The 17,927-nt window shown below is 42.2% G+C and carries 15 protein-coding genes; 9 read left to right on the top strand and 6 right to left on the bottom strand.

All coding sequences use genetic code 11. The features are described from left to right. Nucleotides 1-124 precede the first annotated feature (124 nt). Both B7723_RS01535 and B7723_RS01530 read right to left on the bottom strand, forming a co-directional pair. Nucleotides 125-6,343: an alpha-L-fucosidase gene (locus tag B7723_RS01535; protein ID WP_084848950.1), complete on the bottom strand. Its 6,219-nt coding sequence runs from the start codon at nucleotides 6,341-6,343 to the stop codon at nucleotides 125-127. Nucleotides 6,344-6,686: 343 nt separating this feature from the next. Continuing rightward, entirely contained in the window at nucleotides 6,687-7,163 is a 477-nt protein-coding gene (locus B7723_RS01530) for a glutathione peroxidase (RefSeq protein ID WP_084848949.1), read from the bottom strand. 199 nt (nucleotides 7,164-7,362) lie between these two features. Between B7723_RS01530 and B7723_RS01525 the strand changes: the two genes are divergently transcribed. Genes B7723_RS01525 through B7723_RS01505 form a run of 5 tightly spaced genes read left to right on the top strand, consistent with a single transcriptional unit; the run spans nucleotide 7,363 to nucleotide 10,868 of the window. Next, nucleotides 7,363-7,641 (top strand): TIGR04197 family type VII secretion effector, encoded by a 279-nt coding sequence (locus B7723_RS01525; RefSeq protein WP_049505164.1) that lies wholly within the window; start codon nucleotides 7,363-7,365, stop codon nucleotides 7,639-7,641. Next, complete coding sequence (locus B7723_RS01520) at nucleotides 7,638-7,997, top strand: DUF3958 family protein (RefSeq protein ID WP_000039826.1); 360 nt, start codon at nucleotides 7,638-7,640, stop codon at nucleotides 7,995-7,997. Before B7723_RS01525 ends, B7723_RS01520 begins: the two co-directional genes overlap by 4 nt. Beyond that, nucleotides 7,987-9,624, top strand: a complete 1,638-nt coding sequence (locus tag B7723_RS01515; protein ID WP_084848948.1) for a T7SS effector LXG polymorphic toxin — start codon at nucleotides 7,987-7,989, stop codon at nucleotides 9,622-9,624. The genes B7723_RS01520 and B7723_RS01515 overlap by 11 nt, the downstream gene beginning before the upstream one ends. Nucleotides 9,625-9,634: 10 nt before the next feature. Then, the gene (locus B7723_RS01510; protein WP_084848947.1) at nucleotides 9,635-10,246 is read left to right on the top strand and encodes a TipC family immunity protein; all 612 of its coding nucleotides are present in this window, start codon (nucleotides 9,635-9,637) and stop codon (nucleotides 10,244-10,246) included. Nucleotides 10,247-10,250: 4 nt separating this feature from the next. After that, on the top strand, nucleotides 10,251-10,868 hold the full coding sequence (locus B7723_RS01505; protein ID WP_084848946.1) for a TipC family immunity protein: 618 nt from the start codon (nucleotides 10,251-10,253) through the stop codon (nucleotides 10,866-10,868). Between the two features lie 113 nt (nucleotides 10,869-10,981). On the opposite strand, the gene B7723_RS01500 is transcribed toward B7723_RS01505, so the two are convergent. From B7723_RS01500 to B7723_RS01480, 4 genes are all read right to left on the bottom strand, one after another. Beyond that, complete coding sequence (locus B7723_RS01500) at nucleotides 10,982-11,521, bottom strand: DUF3278 domain-containing protein (protein WP_084848945.1); 540 nt, start codon at nucleotides 11,519-11,521, stop codon at nucleotides 10,982-10,984. A 223-nt stretch (nucleotides 11,522-11,744) separates the two neighbouring features. Continuing rightward, nucleotides 11,745-12,194 carry a hypothetical protein gene (locus B7723_RS01490; RefSeq protein ID WP_061587543.1) on the bottom strand — a complete coding sequence of 150 codons (450 nt, stop codon included), beginning with the start codon at nucleotides 12,192-12,194 and terminating at the stop codon, nucleotides 11,745-11,747. Nucleotides 12,195-12,484: 290 nt separating this feature from the next. Then, nucleotides 12,485-13,027 carry a DUF3278 domain-containing protein gene (locus B7723_RS01485; protein WP_084848944.1) on the bottom strand — a complete coding sequence of 181 codons (543 nt, stop codon included), beginning with the start codon at nucleotides 13,025-13,027 and terminating at the stop codon, nucleotides 12,485-12,487. A 15-nt stretch (nucleotides 13,028-13,042) separates the two neighbouring features. Next, on the bottom strand, nucleotides 13,043-13,237 hold the full coding sequence (locus B7723_RS01480; RefSeq protein ID WP_001082470.1) for a helix-turn-helix transcriptional regulator: 195 nt from the start codon (nucleotides 13,235-13,237) through the stop codon (nucleotides 13,043-13,045). A gap of 162 nt (nucleotides 13,238-13,399) precedes the next feature. Between B7723_RS01480 and rsmH the strand changes: the two genes are divergently transcribed. From rsmH to mraY, 4 genes are read left to right on the top strand one after another with little or no spacing between them, the layout of a single operon-like run. After that, the gene (rsmH, locus tag B7723_RS01475; protein WP_084848943.1) at nucleotides 13,400-14,350 is read left to right on the top strand and encodes a 16S rRNA (cytosine(1402)-N(4))-methyltransferase RsmH; all 951 of its coding nucleotides are present in this window, start codon (nucleotides 13,400-13,402) and stop codon (nucleotides 14,348-14,350) included. 10 nt (nucleotides 14,351-14,360) lie between these two features. Continuing rightward, on the top strand, nucleotides 14,361-14,678 hold the full coding sequence (gene ftsL / locus B7723_RS01470; RefSeq protein WP_084848942.1) for a cell division protein FtsL: 318 nt from the start codon (nucleotides 14,361-14,363) through the stop codon (nucleotides 14,676-14,678). Nucleotides 14,679-14,681: 3 nt separating this feature from the next. After that, nucleotides 14,682-16,937, top strand: coding sequence for a penicillin-binding protein PBP2X (gene pbp2x, locus B7723_RS01465; RefSeq protein ID WP_084848941.1), 2,256 nt, complete (start codon nucleotides 14,682-14,684; stop codon nucleotides 16,935-16,937). A gap of 1 nt (nucleotide 16,938) precedes the next feature. After that, the gene (mraY, locus tag B7723_RS01460; protein ID WP_000625795.1) at nucleotides 16,939-17,919 is read left to right on the top strand and encodes a phospho-N-acetylmuramoyl-pentapeptide-transferase; all 981 of its coding nucleotides are present in this window, start codon (nucleotides 16,939-16,941) and stop codon (nucleotides 17,917-17,919) included. The last annotated feature ends 8 nt before the right edge of the window (nucleotides 17,920-17,927 follow it).

The raw sequence follows: 17,927 nt of genomic DNA, 5'->3' as shown, positions 1-17,927 counted from the left end.
CATACCAAAACATCCATGTACATTTGTGGATGTTTTTTAATTTTACAGATAGAAAAAGAGAAGACCAAATGGTCTTCTCAACGGGGGAACTGAGTCATTAGAAAGAATCAATCAAAGAGGGTTATTAGTCTTTGAAATTCTTTTGGAAAATGAGGAGAGACAAGATAGAAGTAATGGCTGCCAAGAAGAGGAAGGCAGTTGCTTCTTGTTCCCCAGTTGCAGGGAGTAGTCTTTCCTTGTCTTCTTTGATTGTAGCTGTAACAGGAGCTTTTTCATCTTTTGCTGATGAATTATCTGTTACGGCTGGCGCAGGTTTTTCAGTCTCTCTTGGTAGAACATACTCAGGAAGAGTCACAACTGGTGGCGCTTCTGTTCCAACTGAGCTTTGTTTGCTACCTACCTCAATCACTCGATCTTGAGCTGGAGTTGCTTCTGTTTGGAGAATCTTGCGATTGTCACCGTCCACTTCAACATACTCGACTAAGAGACTGTCTTTTCCTTCTGATAGAACTTGCTCTTTTCCTTTGTCTAATTGTGGGTTTTCGCGACGAATCGTCTTGAACGGTACGACCTTATTGACGATTTCCAAGCTTGGAAGTGTAAAGACAAGGTCTTTAACCCCTTCCTCAGGACTTGAAGAAGTAATTGGTTTCTCAGGTTGCGCTGGAGTTTCCGGTTGAGTCGGATTTTCAGGCTGAGCAGGTTTTTCCGGTTGAGCAGGATTCTCAGGTTGAGCAGGATTCTCAGGTTGAGCAGGTTTTTCCGGTTGAGCAGGATTCTCAGGTTGAGCAGGATTCTCAGGTTGAGCAGGTTTTTCCGGTTGCGCTGGCGTTTCCGGTTGAACTGGTTTTTCAGGCTGAACTGGTTTTTCAGGCTGAGCTGGCTTTTCAGGCTGAGCCGGAGTTTCCGGTTGAGTAGGTTTTTCCGGTTGCGCTGGCTTTTCAGGCTGAGCCGGAGTTTCCGGTTGAGTAGGTTTTTCAGGTTGAACTGGATTCTCAGGTTGAGTCGGATTTTCAGGCTGAACTGGTTTTTCAGGTTCAGCAGGTTTCTCAGGCTGAGCTGCTTCGAGCTTGCTGATTTGTTCGAGAGCAGTTTCTAGCGCTTGATTGACTGCTTCCTGAGTTTTAGCTTCTTGGATTGCAGCAATGGCTTGGTCAGCAATTTCTAATAATTTCTTCTTAGCTTCCTTGTTGGATCCAAGTTCAGCGACTTTTTTCTCGATAGCTTTTGTCAAGCTGTCCATAGCCTTATCATACTCAATTTCCGGTTGTTTTGGTTCAGCTGGTTGATCAGGCTGAACTGGTTTTTCCGGTTCAGCAGGTTTTTCAGGCTGAGCTGCTTCGAGCTTGCTGATTTGTTCGAGAGCAGTTTCTAGCGCTTGATTGACTGCTTCCTGAGTTTTAGCTTCTTGGATGGCAGCAATGGCTTGGTCAGCAATTTCTAATAATTTCTTTTTAGCTTCCTTGTTGGATCCAAGCTCAGCGACTTTTTTCTCGATAGCTTTTGTCAAGCTGTCCATAGCCTTATCATACTCAATTTCCGGTTGTTTTGGTTCAGCTGGTTGAGCAGGTTTAGAAGGTTCTTCAGGCTGTTCCGGTTGCTCTGGACTAGGCTCCTCTTGACCTCTTTGATAGTTCTCATCCTTGGATAGGATATCTTGTAGGGCGCTGACTGTCAACATGACATCCTGAACATCGACTGCATCAGCACTGAGTTGGTTTCTCAATTTTTCTAGATTTGCTTGGAAAGCTTGACGTGCAGTAGCCGTATTTTTCAAACCTGCTGGATCAAAGTTTGACAGATCATCTTTCCATTTTGAGATAGACTGGATGATATCTGCCTTGCTGTAGAGTTCACTACCTTCGCCACGAGTGATGAATTGGTCTACCTGGATACCGATATTTCGAGACAAATCGTTTCGTTCAGGATCGAGTTGAAGGGTGACTGCGTGCAAGTTTTCGTCCAGACCTTTTAGGCTAACCAGAGTTTGATTACCTTGGCGTTGGGCAGCGTGACCGCTAAAGTATTTCTTACCGTCAATGGTTGAAGCATTTCCCATTCCATCTTGGTAAGGAACTTCTTTGCCATCTAGAAAGACTTTGTAGATACCATGATTTGGATCAACATAGCCCTTGATATCAAGTCCAGTACCGTAGAAGTAGGCTGTGACAGTTGTCTTTTTCTTTTGCTCATCAGTTAAGCGACCAAAGGAAGCCCAAGACTCCGTCTTTTGGTATTTATCTGCGGAATTGGTTTCATGGTGCCAGCCAGGACTGTAATCCAACTGACTAGCTTGGTCATCATAACTTGTTTGATCCTTGATCAGCAATTCAGCTTTCATCACTTGGATGGTTGCATCGGTAGCAAAACCGAGCAAGGCACCATCAGAAACAGAAGTGAGCTTGGCTTTGAAGTCAAAGATAGAGTCGGCTTGTTCTGTAAAGTCAATCGTTGGGATGGTCACAGTCTTTTCTGTTTCTCCATCTTTAAAGGTCACATCTTGAGTTGTATCTTGGTAAACTTTACCGTGAACCCCAGTTCCAGGTTCCGTGATGAAGCGAACAGTAGCAGCCCCCTTGCTTCCACCAACACGTTTAATCTTAACAGTGACTGGTTTTCCTTTTTCGACTTCGTAGTTGGTAGACTCAAGTTCAAACATCCCTTTACTATCATTGTTTAGGGTGTAGATCCCTTCTGTAGCAATTGGTTCACCTGTTTTATTAACAAGGGTAATGGTATGTTGGCCAGGTGCTAAATCACCTGTCTCAAAGACTTTTTGGCTGCGTTTACGGCTGCTGTTCTTAGTTTGCACATCCGCAACTTTTTGGCCATCAACGTAGACGGACATTTCTCCATGACCTGGGTCGACTGTAGAGACGACATAGGCCTTGGTTCCTGTGAAGGTATAGCTTACTTTGGCATCTTTTTGATTGGTCCACATAGAAGTGCCACGAACACCTTCAGATTCATTGTACCAAGTTGTACCAGCCTTGTCAGCGGTTGTATTTGAATGATACTCGAGTCCAAGAGGGTAGCCATCTGTCTTTTCAATGCTGCTTGGTGTCTTGTAGACTGAGAAGTTGGTCAAGATTGGAGTTGCTTGTGCTCCTGTGATGGTCACACGGATTTTTTGTGCTTCTACAGGTTGTCCTTGAATCAAACGGCGGTAGCCCACGGTTGAACCTTCCCCATATGGAACCCAGCGTCCGTTGATTTCGACTTCAATCTTGAAACCAGAGATACGTTGACCTTTGGCGATGTCTTCTTTGAGTTCGACAACGTCAAAGCGTCTCTTTTGTCCTAAATCGACTGTGAAACTACCGGTTGTGGCATCATTTGAGAGCGCCCAGCTGGTGTCATCTTTACCGTCAGTGAGGTGGCTTTCCTTGTAGAGATGGTTTTGACGAGTAGAACTTGCTGTTACAGTGGCCCCTTTGGCAAAGTCAGTCGCATACATTTGGTCTAGAGTTGCTTTGAATTCCTTCAGGCGAGCCACATCCGCATCTGCAAATTTTCCTTCTTTATTTGGTGGAATATTGAGAAGGAGTGGGGTTCCACGGCCAACAGACTTGAAGTAGATATCCATCAGCTCTTTGAGTGATTTCGGCTGTTGATTGTCATGGTAGAACCAGCCAGAACGGATCGAAACATCGGCTTCTCCTACAGAGTACATATCACCATCTGGGTCGCCGTGGTTGAGGTATTCATTTTTTACATCATCTGTGATGTTGGCTCTCTTGACTTTATGCCAGACAGGGTCACCTGCGATTCCCCGTTCATTTCCGATCCAGCGAACGCTTGTCGGTTGAGCAGAGAAGATAGCAATATCTCCTTCGGCTTCTTTGATGTATTTGAACCATTCATCAAAGGTATAGGTTACTTTTTGAGCACCGCTACCACGCGCACCGTCCATCCAAACCTCGATAAATTTCCCTTTGTTACCGTATTTCGGATTTCCAAGGATTTCTTTCAGTTGGTTGAGATAGTATTGGTTGTATTCCTTTTCGGTTGCGACATGGTATTTTGGATGGTTGGCATCCCATGGTGACAAGTAAACACCCATGTTCATGTCATACTTGCTAGCAGACTTGGAAACTTCTTCGAGAAGGTCACCCTTTCCATCTTTCCATGGGCTAGCAGCTACAGTATGATCCGTATACTTAGAAGGGTAAGCAACGAAACCGTCGTGGTGTTTAACAACCATAATGGTTCGTTTGAAGCCAGTTTCCTTCAGAGTACGAATCCACTGGTCAGTATCCAAGTTGGTTGGATTGAAGTATCGGGGGTCTTCTTTTCCATTTCCCCATTCAGAATTGGTATAAGTGTTCATTCCGTAGTGGATGAAGGCTGCCAATTCTTCCTTGTGGTAATCAAGTTGAGCCTTGCTTGGAAGAGGTCCATGGTTGCCAATCTCAGTTTCTTTATCTTCTGGATGAGCGACTGGTGGAGTCGGAGTTGTTGGATTAGCCGTATCAGCGACTGGCTCGTATTCAAAGACGACCTCATTCACTCCTTTTTGCTGGATCCTTGCTTCCAAACTAGCTTTTACTGGACGGTAGCCAGCAATGTCTTTTGCATGGAAGGTGTTGACAAAGGAAACATCATACTCTTGGCCGTCATTGTTATCAACTGTCGCCTCAGCTAGTTCAGTACTTGTTCCTTTTTGACGGTAGTAAACTTTGAAAGAGCCTTTGTTGACTTTATAGACTACCTTGATGACACGGGTACCGGCAGGCGCTTTGCTGACAACATTGTGCTCTTCAGTCCATGCATCTTTTAGCTGTTTATTGACTGCTACGCCATCAATGGATACAATTTCGTATTTGTCTTTCTTCTTCTGATAGAAGTCCGTCTTCTCGATTTCTTTTTTGAAATTGTAGTCAAATGGCGAATCAACAGCTGTCTGTTCGATAAAGGTATCATTATCTTTGACAGGATTTCCTTCTTCGTCTTCGTGTTGAATAACCACACGACCGTATTCAACTCCCTTGGTCAAGGTAGCAATCCCATCTTGGTTGAAGGAATATTCGTTGCTTCCGATAACAGCTTTCTCATTCCGAAGCATACGTCCTTCATCGGTAAAGTAGTAACGATTTCCGTTATCTCCTTGGTACCAGCCTTTCACACCATATTTGGCAATCATGTCCTTAACCCATTTCAGTTGTTCAGGTGAAAGGACGAGTCCGCCACCAAAGCGATCCTTTTCAGGAACACCATTGTCAACGGTTCCGTGTTGGTGAACACCGAGAACTTTTCCTTGGCTATCGACAATCCCACCACCAGACAAACCAGATACAGAAGTGGTTTGGTAGGTGATACCGGTCGTTCCCTTATCATCATAGGACTCAACAGATCGGATAGTTCCATCTGCCTTGTAAAGCTGACCGGCTAGGATAGGTTGTTTCAACTCTTTTGAGCTCGAGTCAGTTGGGTAGCCAATCGTACTGATGGCTTCTCCCAGCTGATGCGTCTTGTGCTCCGCTAAAGGTGCAAAGGTTGCTGCTTTGTTTGGACTAGCAATCGGAAGAGGAATAGGAGCTTCTACCAGAGCAAGGTCATTCTTATAGCCTTTTCCAAACTCCTTCTTGTTCCAGAAATGGATGTCCTTTTCTCTAAATAGAACCGTAGTCCCAGAAGATGGAAGTGAGTTTTTCTTTTCGCTGTTTGAACCAACGTTATAGTAGAACTGGGCAGATTTTCCACCACGAATGTGACCTTCGCCAGTTTCTTTATTGGCTTCTAGGAAGTTATGAGCAACGGTAAGGATCAAATTAGGTGCAACAAAGATACCAGATCCTGAAACGAGGTAGCGTTGCTCTCCTGCATTGTAAGTGCTGTAAACCATAGTGGCAGCAGTAGCAGGTTGTCCCTCGTAGTTGATGTGTTTGAGGTCTTGTCCACCGTTAATGATGGCACGGTTTTCGTTTTCAGCTTCTTTTGGCGCTTCTTCCTTGTCCTTTAGAATGCTCTTAGTTTCTACTTTTGGACTAGCTTTCTGGTCAACGATAGTAGTCGTATCGAATTCTTTGACAGGTGTGTCGGGATAGGCACGGTCCTGAATGTCTTCAGGGAGCAAGTCAGCACTGTTGGTATCGGCAGCAGGTGTTTCTTGTTTTTCAGCTTCTACACGGCCTTCTTCTTTGACTGATTCAGCCTTGGTCTCTTCTATATCTGCTACTTGTTTAATTTGCTGATCTAAATTGGATGTCGTGATAGGAGACGTTTCGTCTGCACGCACGGTTCCAGAAGCAAAAAACGCCAGTCCCACGATGACAGAGGCCACACCTACAGTCAACTTTCGAATGCTAAATGTTTGCCCTTTTTCAAAAAGGTATCGATTCATAATATACTCCTAGTTTTTAGAAAGGCAGTCAGCTACTGCTCGAGCCCAAGTCTGACTTGGTTACAACTTGATTTAAGGAAAACAACTCTCTGATAATTTGTAAGCCACCTTACCTCCTTTGTATAAAGCGCTTTCATTTTAAGATAAAAAAATTTAATAGGCCATTTCTCCCTTAAAATGACTAAAAGTTTTTAATATAACAAATATACTAAATTAATGAAAGAATTGCAATAGCAAAAAGCAAAAAAATAAATATAAATTAAAGAAAATCAGTTACTTTTTAAAGAAAAAACGCATCCTTTCAGGACTCAAACTAAATGAAAGGATGCGTTTTAAAAAGAAATCAGAGTAATTTTTGAATAAACTCTTGGATGGTTTGGGGGTCTGTTTTGGAAGAGAAGCGCTCAAGGACTTGCCCATCTCGGCCAATGAGAAACTTAGCAAAATTCCATTCGATTCGTTTTCCTAGTGGACCAGCTTTCTGGTCTTTTAGCCAAACATAAAGAGGATCTGCTTCCTTGCCGTTGACCTTGACCTTGGCAAAGCGAGGGAAAGTTGTCTGATAGTGTAGACTGCAGAAGCTATTGATTTCCTCTGCGCTGCCGGGTGCTTGTCCCATGAACTGATTGCAAGGGAAATCTAGGATTTCAAAGCCCTGATCTTGATAGCGTTCATAGAGTTCTTGAAGTCCCTGGTACTGGGGCGTTAAACCACATCCAGTAGCAGTGTTGACAATCAAGAGAACCTTGCCACGATAGCTCTCCAGGGGAGTTGATTGGTTGTTTTGGTTTAAAACGGAAAAATCATATACACTGGTCATGAGGGCCTCTTTTCTTTTTCTACATTGTAACAGTTTTTCTTTTTTTCGTCGAGTTGGATGAGAGAAGTTGTTGAAAAATACACAATTGTACATAAATCAGGACAAAATGATGCTCCTTTTATGAAACATGGTATAATAGGCCTATGTAGCTAAATGAAGTAAACCTATCACAAGGGATTGAGAAAAGGATAAAACAGCCATGTCAACAGTAAAAAGTGATATAAATCTTGCGCAAACATATGCGACTCAGCTTAAAAATGCTTGTCAATCGTTAACAGCGATCGCTGCGGCTAGTCAAGATGACTTAACGACCCTTCAAGGGAATAACAAGGCCCATCAATGTCTGACAAAGGATCAAAATCTAGCTAGTCAGATTACAGCCGCTGTCACCCTAACTTCCGAACGACTTCACTCTGTAGCGAGCGATTTTGAAGCGCTAGATAAGGCTGCTGCCAATGGTTTTGGGAGTCATACATGAGTAAGTTGGATGAGTTGAAGAAAAGAGAGCGAGACCTCTTGTACCAGCTAGAAGACAATGGAAAAGAGAACTACCGCACCAAAGCACTGATAGAAACCTTTGAAGGATATGATAGAGCTAGCCACCGTTATCAAAGTGATTTGTGGGAGGCGGCCTATCAGAGCCGATATGCAGGGCAGTTGGAAGAAACGCTCCTGCAAAGAAACCAACTTAAAAACCAAATCTTTGAGGACCTCAGCTATCACATGGATGATTTGAAAAAAGAAAAATTCCGGTTAGAGGGAGACTTGGATGCGGTTTACTATGAAAGACGCAAGGAACTAGAAAGAGGGGAGGAGAAACGACATGGGCATTGATATGTATTTGGAACAATCACAACTACAAAGTTCGAGTGTAGCGACCATGTGCCAATCTCAGGTGGAGGCTTATCAAGACTTGCAATCAGCCATCCAAAAGTTTTCAGAGGATAAGGAGAGCCTAAAGGGTGACGCTTATGATTCGGCTAGAAGTTTTTTTGCAAGTGTCTTATTGCCCTTGAGCAAAGGGGGACAACTCTATGCAGAAACCTTCTCTCAAGCCATCAAGAAACTACCAGCAGACTACCAAACGATGGTCGACAGCAAGAGTTGGCGTGAGGATGATCTACTTGATAAGATCCGCCAGGAAGAGCAAATGATTGCCTATCTAGATGAAGTCAACCAATCCCTTTCTTCCTTGACCATGGATAGTGAAGAAAAAGGGAGATTGAGACGTAGTAATGTGGAGCTCATGAGAGGACACCACGCGAATAAACGTGTCTATGAAACGATTTTGAAAGACTTGCGTGCCTATGATAGCTATTCAGGAGGACTTTTCGATGATCTAGACAGTATTGACGTGCAGTTGAGTCGCGGACTTGCCCAGATCGAAACGAGCTGGGATGCAAAGCAAGGAGTCTTTAAAGTCCCATCTGATCTGACTTGGGCCAACTACCTGACTGCCTATGCTGATACAAAGGACCTGAAGCTCAGTCGTCAAGAGAAGGCCTTTGTCCAAACCATGATGGCAGAATACGGCTTTGATGCCGAGACAGCCCAACAACTCTTGACCATCAAGCAAGGGATAGACAAGAAGTTCCCAACCTCAAGTCAAGAGTTCCGTGACTATATCTTTTTGCGAGTCGTCGGTGCCGCCTACTATAATGACTTTAAGTGGAAGGAAACAGCGGGCTATTTAAAAAATTATTTTTTTGATGAGGTTGTTAGCAGTCCATCTACAGTGGAAAAAATGAGAGTAGAAAAACCGCTTTATAAAATTTTTGAAGAATTGGGATTGAAAGAAGAAAAGGCCAAAGAACTGTATTATAATCTTAGACTGCAGCATACACTAGCTGGTGGAGGGAGTGATTCGGAGACAATGAAGTCAAGAGACTTGTCAGAGTATAATGAAGCGAAAGATAAGTATGAAAAAGTTTATGGCAAAAATAATAAATTTGACGAATTTTGGGACAGCAAGTTAAAGGCCTATTCTAACAATGGAGCAGGTCATGCAGACTTCGCCCACCAGTCCATTACTATGGCGACTCATCTTAATCCTGACCAAGCTCAGTTATCCGATCTCTATGGCGGTAGAGAGCGTGTCAAGGACCTTTCTGGCTGGGAGGGAGATACGACCTTTAATGCAAACGATATGAAGCCAAGTATCGGAGAGGATGACTACAAGGCGGATTTGGACTCGGTCAACCTTATCGGCCGTATGCAAAATGGGCAATCCTATGACCAAGCAATCTCTTCTTACTATGCTGATCTTCAAAAAGACTCCTCTCAGAGAGAAAGAGAATTCCTAAAAAATAAGGATTGGGATACAGTCAGAGATACTATTTATGATAGTTTGCGACCAACGGATATTAAGCTAGATGGAGAGGATGCTCTTAAAGCATATATTGAAAGAAAATATCCAGGAGTGTCCAAGTTTTTAAATCGCTTGGAAGCCGTGGCGGACTAGGAGGAAGTCTATGAAGAAAATACTAGGTGTTTTAACAATAATTGTATTACTTGTATCAGTTTGTTTTTACTTTTTTCCTAAACAACCTAAAAATATTTTTGATGAAATTTACCAAGAAACGGAGAAAACCTATCTAGGAAATAATGTCTTTAACAAGTTGAAAGATGTTGAGACACATAAATATCAAGAGTATAGTGATGATTCTAAATTTTATCCAAGCGTTGTCTATGAGGGAAATGCTTTACCAGATAGCTATGAGAAAATTGCTATAGATTTTAATTTTAAATCCGAAGCTCAATTAAGCTTGATTTCATTTGAAAAACGAATAGAGTCCAACTTTAGTATAAAAATGTGGACTGTATATTCTCATAAAGAAGGTAATTTAAAAAAATTTGTAAAAATAGTTTTGAAGAAGGCAGATACGAAAAATTACATCGAAGACGAAGCTCAGGTAAAATCCTACCTAGAGCAGTATGGTATCACTGCCAAGGATTTGGATTCTTACTACGACGAAATCGTCAATCAGAAAGTCCTGAAAGATTGGTGTTCCATTTATGACAGCAAGTACTCGCCAAGCAACTATGGCGATGTCAAGGTTGAAACCCAGTGGGAGAATTGGTGATAACATGAAGAAAATCCTCGGTCTAGTAGCGTTATTCTTACTAATTGTATTATCCTGTTTCTACTTTTTTATCCATCAACCTAAAAACATTTTTGATGAGATTTACCAAGAAACAGCAAAAAATTATTTGGGCCATTATAACTTCAAAGACTTAAAAAATGTGACAGCAAAAAATCGAAAGCTTTATGATTCGAATATGAATGAAACGGATAAGTATGAATCAATAATAACATACGATGATTCTTCTCTTGGAAGCGATGTGAAGAATTTAGAACTACGGTTTAATTTTGATGGTAGTAGTAAAGGTGTAAATATTTGGTTTGAAAGATATGCTAACTCAGGAGAAAAAATTAACTTTGTTATTCATTACGAATTTAAGAAAAAAGTATTAGTTAAAAAAATTCTGATTTATGAAAATAGATCGGAAACTTATATCGAAGACGAGGCCCAAGTGAAATCCTATCTAGAGCAGTACGGTATCACTGCCAAGGATTTGGATTCTTATTACGACGAAATCGTCAACCAGAAAGTCTTGAAAGACTGGTGTACCATCTATGACAGCAAGTACTCGCCAAGCAACTATGGTGAGGTCAAGATTGAAACCCAGTGGGAGAATTGGTGACGAGGGTCAGTAGATATTTTGGAAAATATTCTATGAATTGAAGTGGAAATCCCACCTAGAACGAACTAGGTGGGATTCTTTGCCTATAAAATGAGAAATTAGCGAATCTTGCTCTATTTTTTAACGTGTTCCGATAAAAAGGCATAGGTCATGGTTCCAAAGATGGCACCAATTCCCAAACCTAAGACTAGTAAAGGGAGCGTTTTATCGAACTGGGAGAGATTGCCCCAAAAGGTATTGAGGGGAAGATGCTGAACAAAGAGTTTGTGAAAGGCTGATAAGACAAACAAGCCAATTGGAATACTGATGAATACACCCCAACTACGAACTTTGATTTGACTTTTGCTGTAGCTTTTGTGATGGAGTTCGGACTGGTCATCCTTGTCCAAATGTAAGTCGCGAACTGCTAGTCTCGCCCTAGATGAGAGGACGAAGATAAGTCCAAAATAGAGGTAGGGCATGGCCTCTCGAACCAACTCTATGAAGCGTCCAAATAGGAGATAGAACAAGAAGAGTAGGAGGGAGGAGTAAACGATTTGGATCAAGGCACGGGCACAAGCCCTGTAGATTATCTCTTGACGGCATTCATCAAAAGGGCCTTGTATGTGAAAGAATAGTTTGAGTAAGCGAGTGGTGAAATCTTCTTTTTTCATGGGAGTAACCTCCTAAATGAGCGATTTTTGATTGACTTCTTTAAAGAGTTGATAGAAAGTATAGAAGTAAATCAAGCTAAAAATAATACAGATTGTTAGAAATACTAGGAAAAACTTGATTCGGGCCATCAAATCTGAGTTTCTAGTTTAATAAGCTAGAAATTTTACAGATAAAAGAGCATCTCGTATAAACGAAATGCTCTTTTCTAGTTGTTGGTTACAATTAGCTTATTTTTTTTGCATAGAACACTTGCAAGCGTCCTGTATTTTCAACATAGTTCCCAACACCATCGTATTTTTTTTGGGCTTCCTTGTTTATCATTTGAAAAGTATTCAATTCATCCAAGCTAATTTCCCTGATATTTTTAAGTTTCAGCCAGTGATAATCTTGATCGTCTGCAAACAAGCTTGGAGCATAAACGGCAGCATCCAAAGGAGCTGATTTTTTATTAAAATATTGGTAAAGTACCAAATCAGCAATATAAGTAAATTCTTTACTCACAAGCAATATTTTACTTACTTTCGTAAGTTTTTTAGGATCCATTCTGTTACTCGTGCTGAAGTATACAGAACCGACCTCGTTAGCTTTCTCTAAGTGCGCATCCAGAACTTCTTTTGCTGAGCAAATATCAATCCCGACTACCGGGAGAGCGACGCTATACGTAACAGCCATAAATTTGACCTCCAATAAATATTTATTTCAGATATGCTAGAAACATACCAAATCGTACTAGTATATCACTAGATAATATCTAGCGATATACTAGATATATATAGTCTAGCATATTGCTGGATAAAAATCAAGTGATTTTAAAAAATTTTTTAGTTATTTTATTGTTTAACTCCAAAATTCAACATTTCAGGAATTTTCCTCCCTTCAAGAACTTTTCAAGGTATAATCTAAAGATACTGATAAAAACATGACTGATCAGTAGTCTAGCTAGTGATTTCATAAGGTACCTCCTAGTCGTCTTCTTGGTCTTTCTTGGCCTTTTGAATGCGAAGAGAGACGATAATTTGCATCATCAGTCCAAAAAAGAACGCTCCCAGTATAGTTTTTAAAATATGTTTTGAATTCAGAAGAGAACTGATGAAATTTGGATTTTCACTAGTTAGGGTATCGATGAGTGGCATTATAAAAAATATCGCTATGCCATAGATTAGACCGGCTTTTAGACCAGGAAAATGCAGTTGTTTACTTTCTTTCTTACTTAACATTTCGGGATCAATAGCTGTGATGCCCGTTTTCTTGGCTTGAGAGACCACATAGAGGGCAGCTACCATCGAAATGCCAAACACTACGAGAGGATAACCGATAGCGACAATTTGAGGGTATTTATAAGCAAGGACAAAGGGGATGAGGTTGCCGAATATCATGAGATAAAAGAGAACGATAAAGACCTGATTCCCGATACGATCAGCCTCGCGCCGTTTGTGTTCGTCAAGGGGGCCAGAAATGCCGTATGTGCGTTTGATAAGTTTGTCAGTGAGAGTTTCTTTTTTCATTTGTTTGCTCCTTTTTTAAAAATCGTCTTCCCAAAAGAGGCTATTGAGGTCAGTTTGGAGGCTGCGGGCGAGGTTGAGACAGAGTTCTAGGGTTGGATTGTACTTGTCATTTTCAATCATGTTGATGGTCTGTCTCGAGACACCGATATCTTTGGCGAGCTCGAGCTGGGAAATACCCAGTTCCTTGCGGAATTCTTTGACACGATTCATAGGGTCTCCTTTTTGATATGTCGTATATATTTGACTATATTATATTCTTTCGGGGATGAGATGTCAAGTATATATGACATATTTTTGAGAATTTTTTTCGAAGAAACTTAGCCTTGTCTGACAAGTGCAAGCTGGTCAGATTTGTGGTAAAATAGATAAGATATGACAAAAGAATTTCATCATGTAACGGTCTTGCTTCGTGAAACGATTGATATGCTGGACGTAAAACCTGACGGTATCTACGTTGATGCGACTTTGGGCGGAGCAGGCCATAGCGAATATTTATTAAGTAAATTGAGCGAAAAAGGGCATCTCTATGCCTTTGACCAGGACCAGAATGCCATTGACAATGCGCAAAAACGGTTGGCACCCTATATCGAAAAGGGGATGATAACCTTTATCAAGGATAACTTCCGTCATTTGCAGGCACGTTTGCAGGAGGCTGGTGTCCAGGAAATTGATGGAATTTGTTATGACTTGGGAGTGTCCAGTCCTCAGCTAGATCAGCGTGAACGTGGCTTTTCTTATAAAAAAGATGCACCACTGGATATGCGCATGAATCAGGAAGCTAGTCTGACGGCCTATGAGGTGGTCAATCATTATGACTATCATGACTTGGTCCGTATCTTTTTCAAGTATGGTGAGGATAAGTTTTCTAAACAGATTGCCCGCAAGATTGAGCAAGCGCGTGAGGTGAAACCAATCGAGACGACGACAGAGTTGGCAGAGATTATCAAGTCTGCCAAGCCTGCCAAGGAGCTCAAGAAAAAGGGACACCCTGCCAAGCAGATTTTCCAGGCTATCCGAATCGAAGTCAATGATGAGCTGGGCGCAGCAGATGAGTCTATCCAGCAGGCTATGGACATGCTGGCTCTGGATGGTAGAATCTCAGTCATTACTTTCCATTCGCTGGAAGACCGCTTGACCAAGCAGTTGTTTAAGGAGGCTTCAACAGTGGAAGTTCCCAAAGGCTTGCCCTTCATTCCAGATGACCTTAAGCCCAAGATGGAATTGGTATCCCGCAAGCCAATCTTGCCAAGTGCTGAAGAGCTAGAAGCCAACAATCGTTCGCATTCAGCCAAGTTGCGCGTGGCTAGAAAAATTCACAAGTAAGAGGAAAAACATGGCAGAAAGAATCGAAAAAACAAGCCAGTTATTGCAAACGAAGTTTAAAGGTTTTTCACGTGTGGAAAAGGCCTTCTATGTTTCGATTGCTGCAACAATGATTATCCTGGCAATTAGCGTTGTGTTTATGCAGAGCAAGCTATTACAAGTTCAGAATGAATTGACCAAGGTTAATGCTCAAATCGAAGAAAAGAAAACCGAGCTCGACGATGCCAAGCAAGAGGTCAATGAATTGATTCGTTCAGAACGTTTGAAAGAGATTGCAAACTCCAAGGATTTGCAGTTGAATAACGAAAATATCCGAGCAGCGGAGTAAGAAATGAAACAGTGGAAAGAAAAAATCATCCGTTATGCCGTTCGTAATCGCAAATCTCCAGAAGAAAACCGCCGAAGAGTAGGGAAAAGCCTGAGTTTATTGGCTGTCATACTCTTCGCTGTCTTTTTGGTCAACTTTGCGGTCATTATCGGAACGGGTAAAAAATTTGGTAAGGATTTGGTTCAAGAGGCCAAAAAGGTTCACCAAACAACCAAGACCATCCCAGCCAAACGGGGAACCATTTATGATCGAAATGGAACGCCTATTGCAGAGGATGCGACTTCTTATAATATCTATGCCGTTATTGACAAGAACTACAAGTCAGCAACTGGTAAAATCCTCTATGTAGAGGATTCTCAATTTAATAAGGTGGCTGAAATTTTCCATAAGTATCTGGATATGGAGGAGTCTTATGTCAAAGAACAGCTTTCTCAGCCAGATCTAAAACAGGTATCTTTTGGTACCAAGGGAAATGGGATTACCTATGCCAATATGATGGCTATTAAAAATGACCTAAAAACTGCTGGCGTTGAGGGAGTTGACTTTACAACTAGCCCTAACCGCAGTTATCCCAATGGACAGTTTGCTTCATCCTTTATCGGTTTAGCGCAACTCCATGAAAATGAGGATGGAACCAAAAGGTTGATTGGGACATCTGGATTGGAGAGTTCCTTAAATAGCATTCTGGCGGGTACAGATGGGATTATCACCTATGAGAAGGATCGTCTGGGGAATATTGTTCCGGGTACGGAGCAGGCTTCCCAACACATGGTAGACGGAAAGGATGTTTACACTACCCTTTCTAGTCCTTTGCAATCCTTTATGGAAACCCAGATGGATGCCTTCCAGGAAAAGGTAAAAGGCAAGTATATGACGGCTACCTTGGTCAGCGCTAAAACAGGGGAAATCCTCGCTACAACCCAACGACCGACCTTCAATGCCGATACCAAGGATGGTATTACGAAAGACTTTGTCTGGCGAGATATCCTCTATCAAAGTAACTATGAGCCAGGGTCAACCATGAAGGTGATGATGTTGGCCTCAGCCATTGATAACAATACCTTCCCTGGTGGCGAATACTTTAACAGTAGTGAATTGAAAATAGCAGATGCGACCATTCGAGACTGGGACGTCAATGAAGGTTTGACGAGTGGTGGCACCATGACCTTCTCTCAAGGATTTGCCCACTCAAGTAATATCGGGATGACCTTGCTTGAGCAAAAGATGGGGGATGCAACTTGGCTGGACTACCTTAACCGCTTTAAGTTTGGGGTGCCGACCCGTTTTGGTCTGGCAGATGAGTACACAGGTCAATTACCTGCTGATAACATTGTCAATATTGCCATGAGCTCATTTGGACAAGGGATCTCTGTCACCCAGACCCAGATGCTTCGTGCCTTTACAGCCATTGCCAATGATGGGGTTATGTTGGAGCCGAAATTTATCAGCGCCCTCTATGATCCAAATGACCAGTCTGTTCGTAAGTCTCAAAAGGAAATCGTCGGAAATCCTGTGTCCAAAGCAGCAGCGTCCTCTACTCGGGAGCACATGGTCATGGTCGGAACAGATCCTGTCTACGGTACCATGTACAACCACAGCACAGGAAAGCCGAATGTCAATGTTCCGGGGCAAAATGTCGCCCTCAAGTCTGGTACAGCTGAAATCGCTGACGAGAAAAATGGAGGCTACTTGGTTGGTTCTACCAACAACATTTTCTCGGTTGTGGCTATGAACCCTGCTGAAAATCCTGATTTTATCTTGTATGTAACGGTTCAACAGCCTGAACATTATTCAGGTATCCAGTTGGGAGAATTTGCCAACCCAATCTTGGAGCGGGCTTCAGCTATGAAAGAATCCCTCAATCTTCAGTCAACTGCCAAGAGCTTGGATCAGGTTAGCAAGACGACAAGTTATGCTATGCCTGCCACCAAGGACTTTACCCCAGGTGACCTCGCAGAAGAATTGCGCCGAAACCTGGTCCAACCAATCGTTATCGGAACAGGAACCAAAATCAAGGAACTCTCGGTTTCTGAAGGAGATAATTTGGAAGCCAATCAGCAGATCTTAATCCTGTCTGACAAGGTCGAAGAAATGCCTGATATGTACGGCTGGACAGATGAAAATGTGCAAACATTTGCCAAATGGCTGAATATAGAAGTCGAGTGGGAAGGTAGTGGCAAAACGGTCAAGAAACAAAGTGTCCGTGCCAATACAGCCCTCAAAGACATTAAAAAAATGAAAATAACTTTAGGAGATTAAGATGATTAGTTCCATTAGTGCTGGAGTTCTAGCGTTTCTATTGACCTTGATAGGTATTCCAGCCTTTATCCGATTTTATCGAAAAGCACAGATTACAGGTCAGCAGATGCACGAGGATGTCAAGCAACACCAAGCTAAAGCTGGAACTCCAACCATGGGAGGTCTTGTCTTCCTGATCGTTGCAGTTGTTGTGAGCTTCCTTGTCGCTCTCTTTACCCAACAATTGACCAACAATGTAGGCATGATTTTGTTTATCTTGGTTTTGTATGGTTTGGTAGGTTTTTTGGATGATTTCCTCAAGGTCTTTCGTAAGATTAACGAAGGCTTAAATCCCAAGCAAAAACTTGCTCTCCAGCTCCTTGGAGGAGTGATTTTCTACCTCTTTTATGAGCGTGGTGGCGATATGCTTTCGGTTTTTGGTTACCAAGTTCATCTGGGAATTTTCTATATTTTCTTTGCCCTTTTCTGGCTAGTTGGCTTTTCAAATGCGGTGAATCTGACGGATGGGATTGACGGCTTAGCAAGTATTTCCGTAGTGATTAGCTTATCGGCCTACGGTGTGATTGCTTATATGCAAAATCAACTGGATATTCTTCTTGTGATTCTTGCCATGATTGGTGGTTTGCTAGGCTTCTTCGTCTTTAATCACAAGCCTGCCAAGGTCTTCATGGGAGATGTGGGAAGTTTGGCTTTAGGTGGGATGCTGGCAGCAATCTCTATGGCCCTCCACCAAGAATGGACCCTCTTGCTGATTGGGATTATCTATGTCTTTGAGACAAGCTCTGTTATGATGCAGGTTACCTACTTCAAACTTAGTGGTGGAAAGCGTATTTTCCGTATGACACCTGTGCATCATCATTTTGAGCTTGGAGGATTCTCAGGCAAGGGCAATCCTTGGAGCGAGTGGAAGGTTGATTTCTTCTTTTGGGGAGTTGGGCTTCTAGCAAGTCTCTTGACCCTAGCCTTTTTATACCTACTGTAAAACTAAGT

The sequence above is a fragment of the Streptococcus oralis subsp. oralis genome (genome assembly GCF_002096435.1).
Classification (GTDB): Bacteria; Bacillota; Bacilli; order Lactobacillales; family Streptococcaceae; genus Streptococcus; species Streptococcus oralis_AA.
Note: the sequence above shows the minus strand (reverse complement) of the source record. Positions and strands in the feature narration are given on the sequence as shown.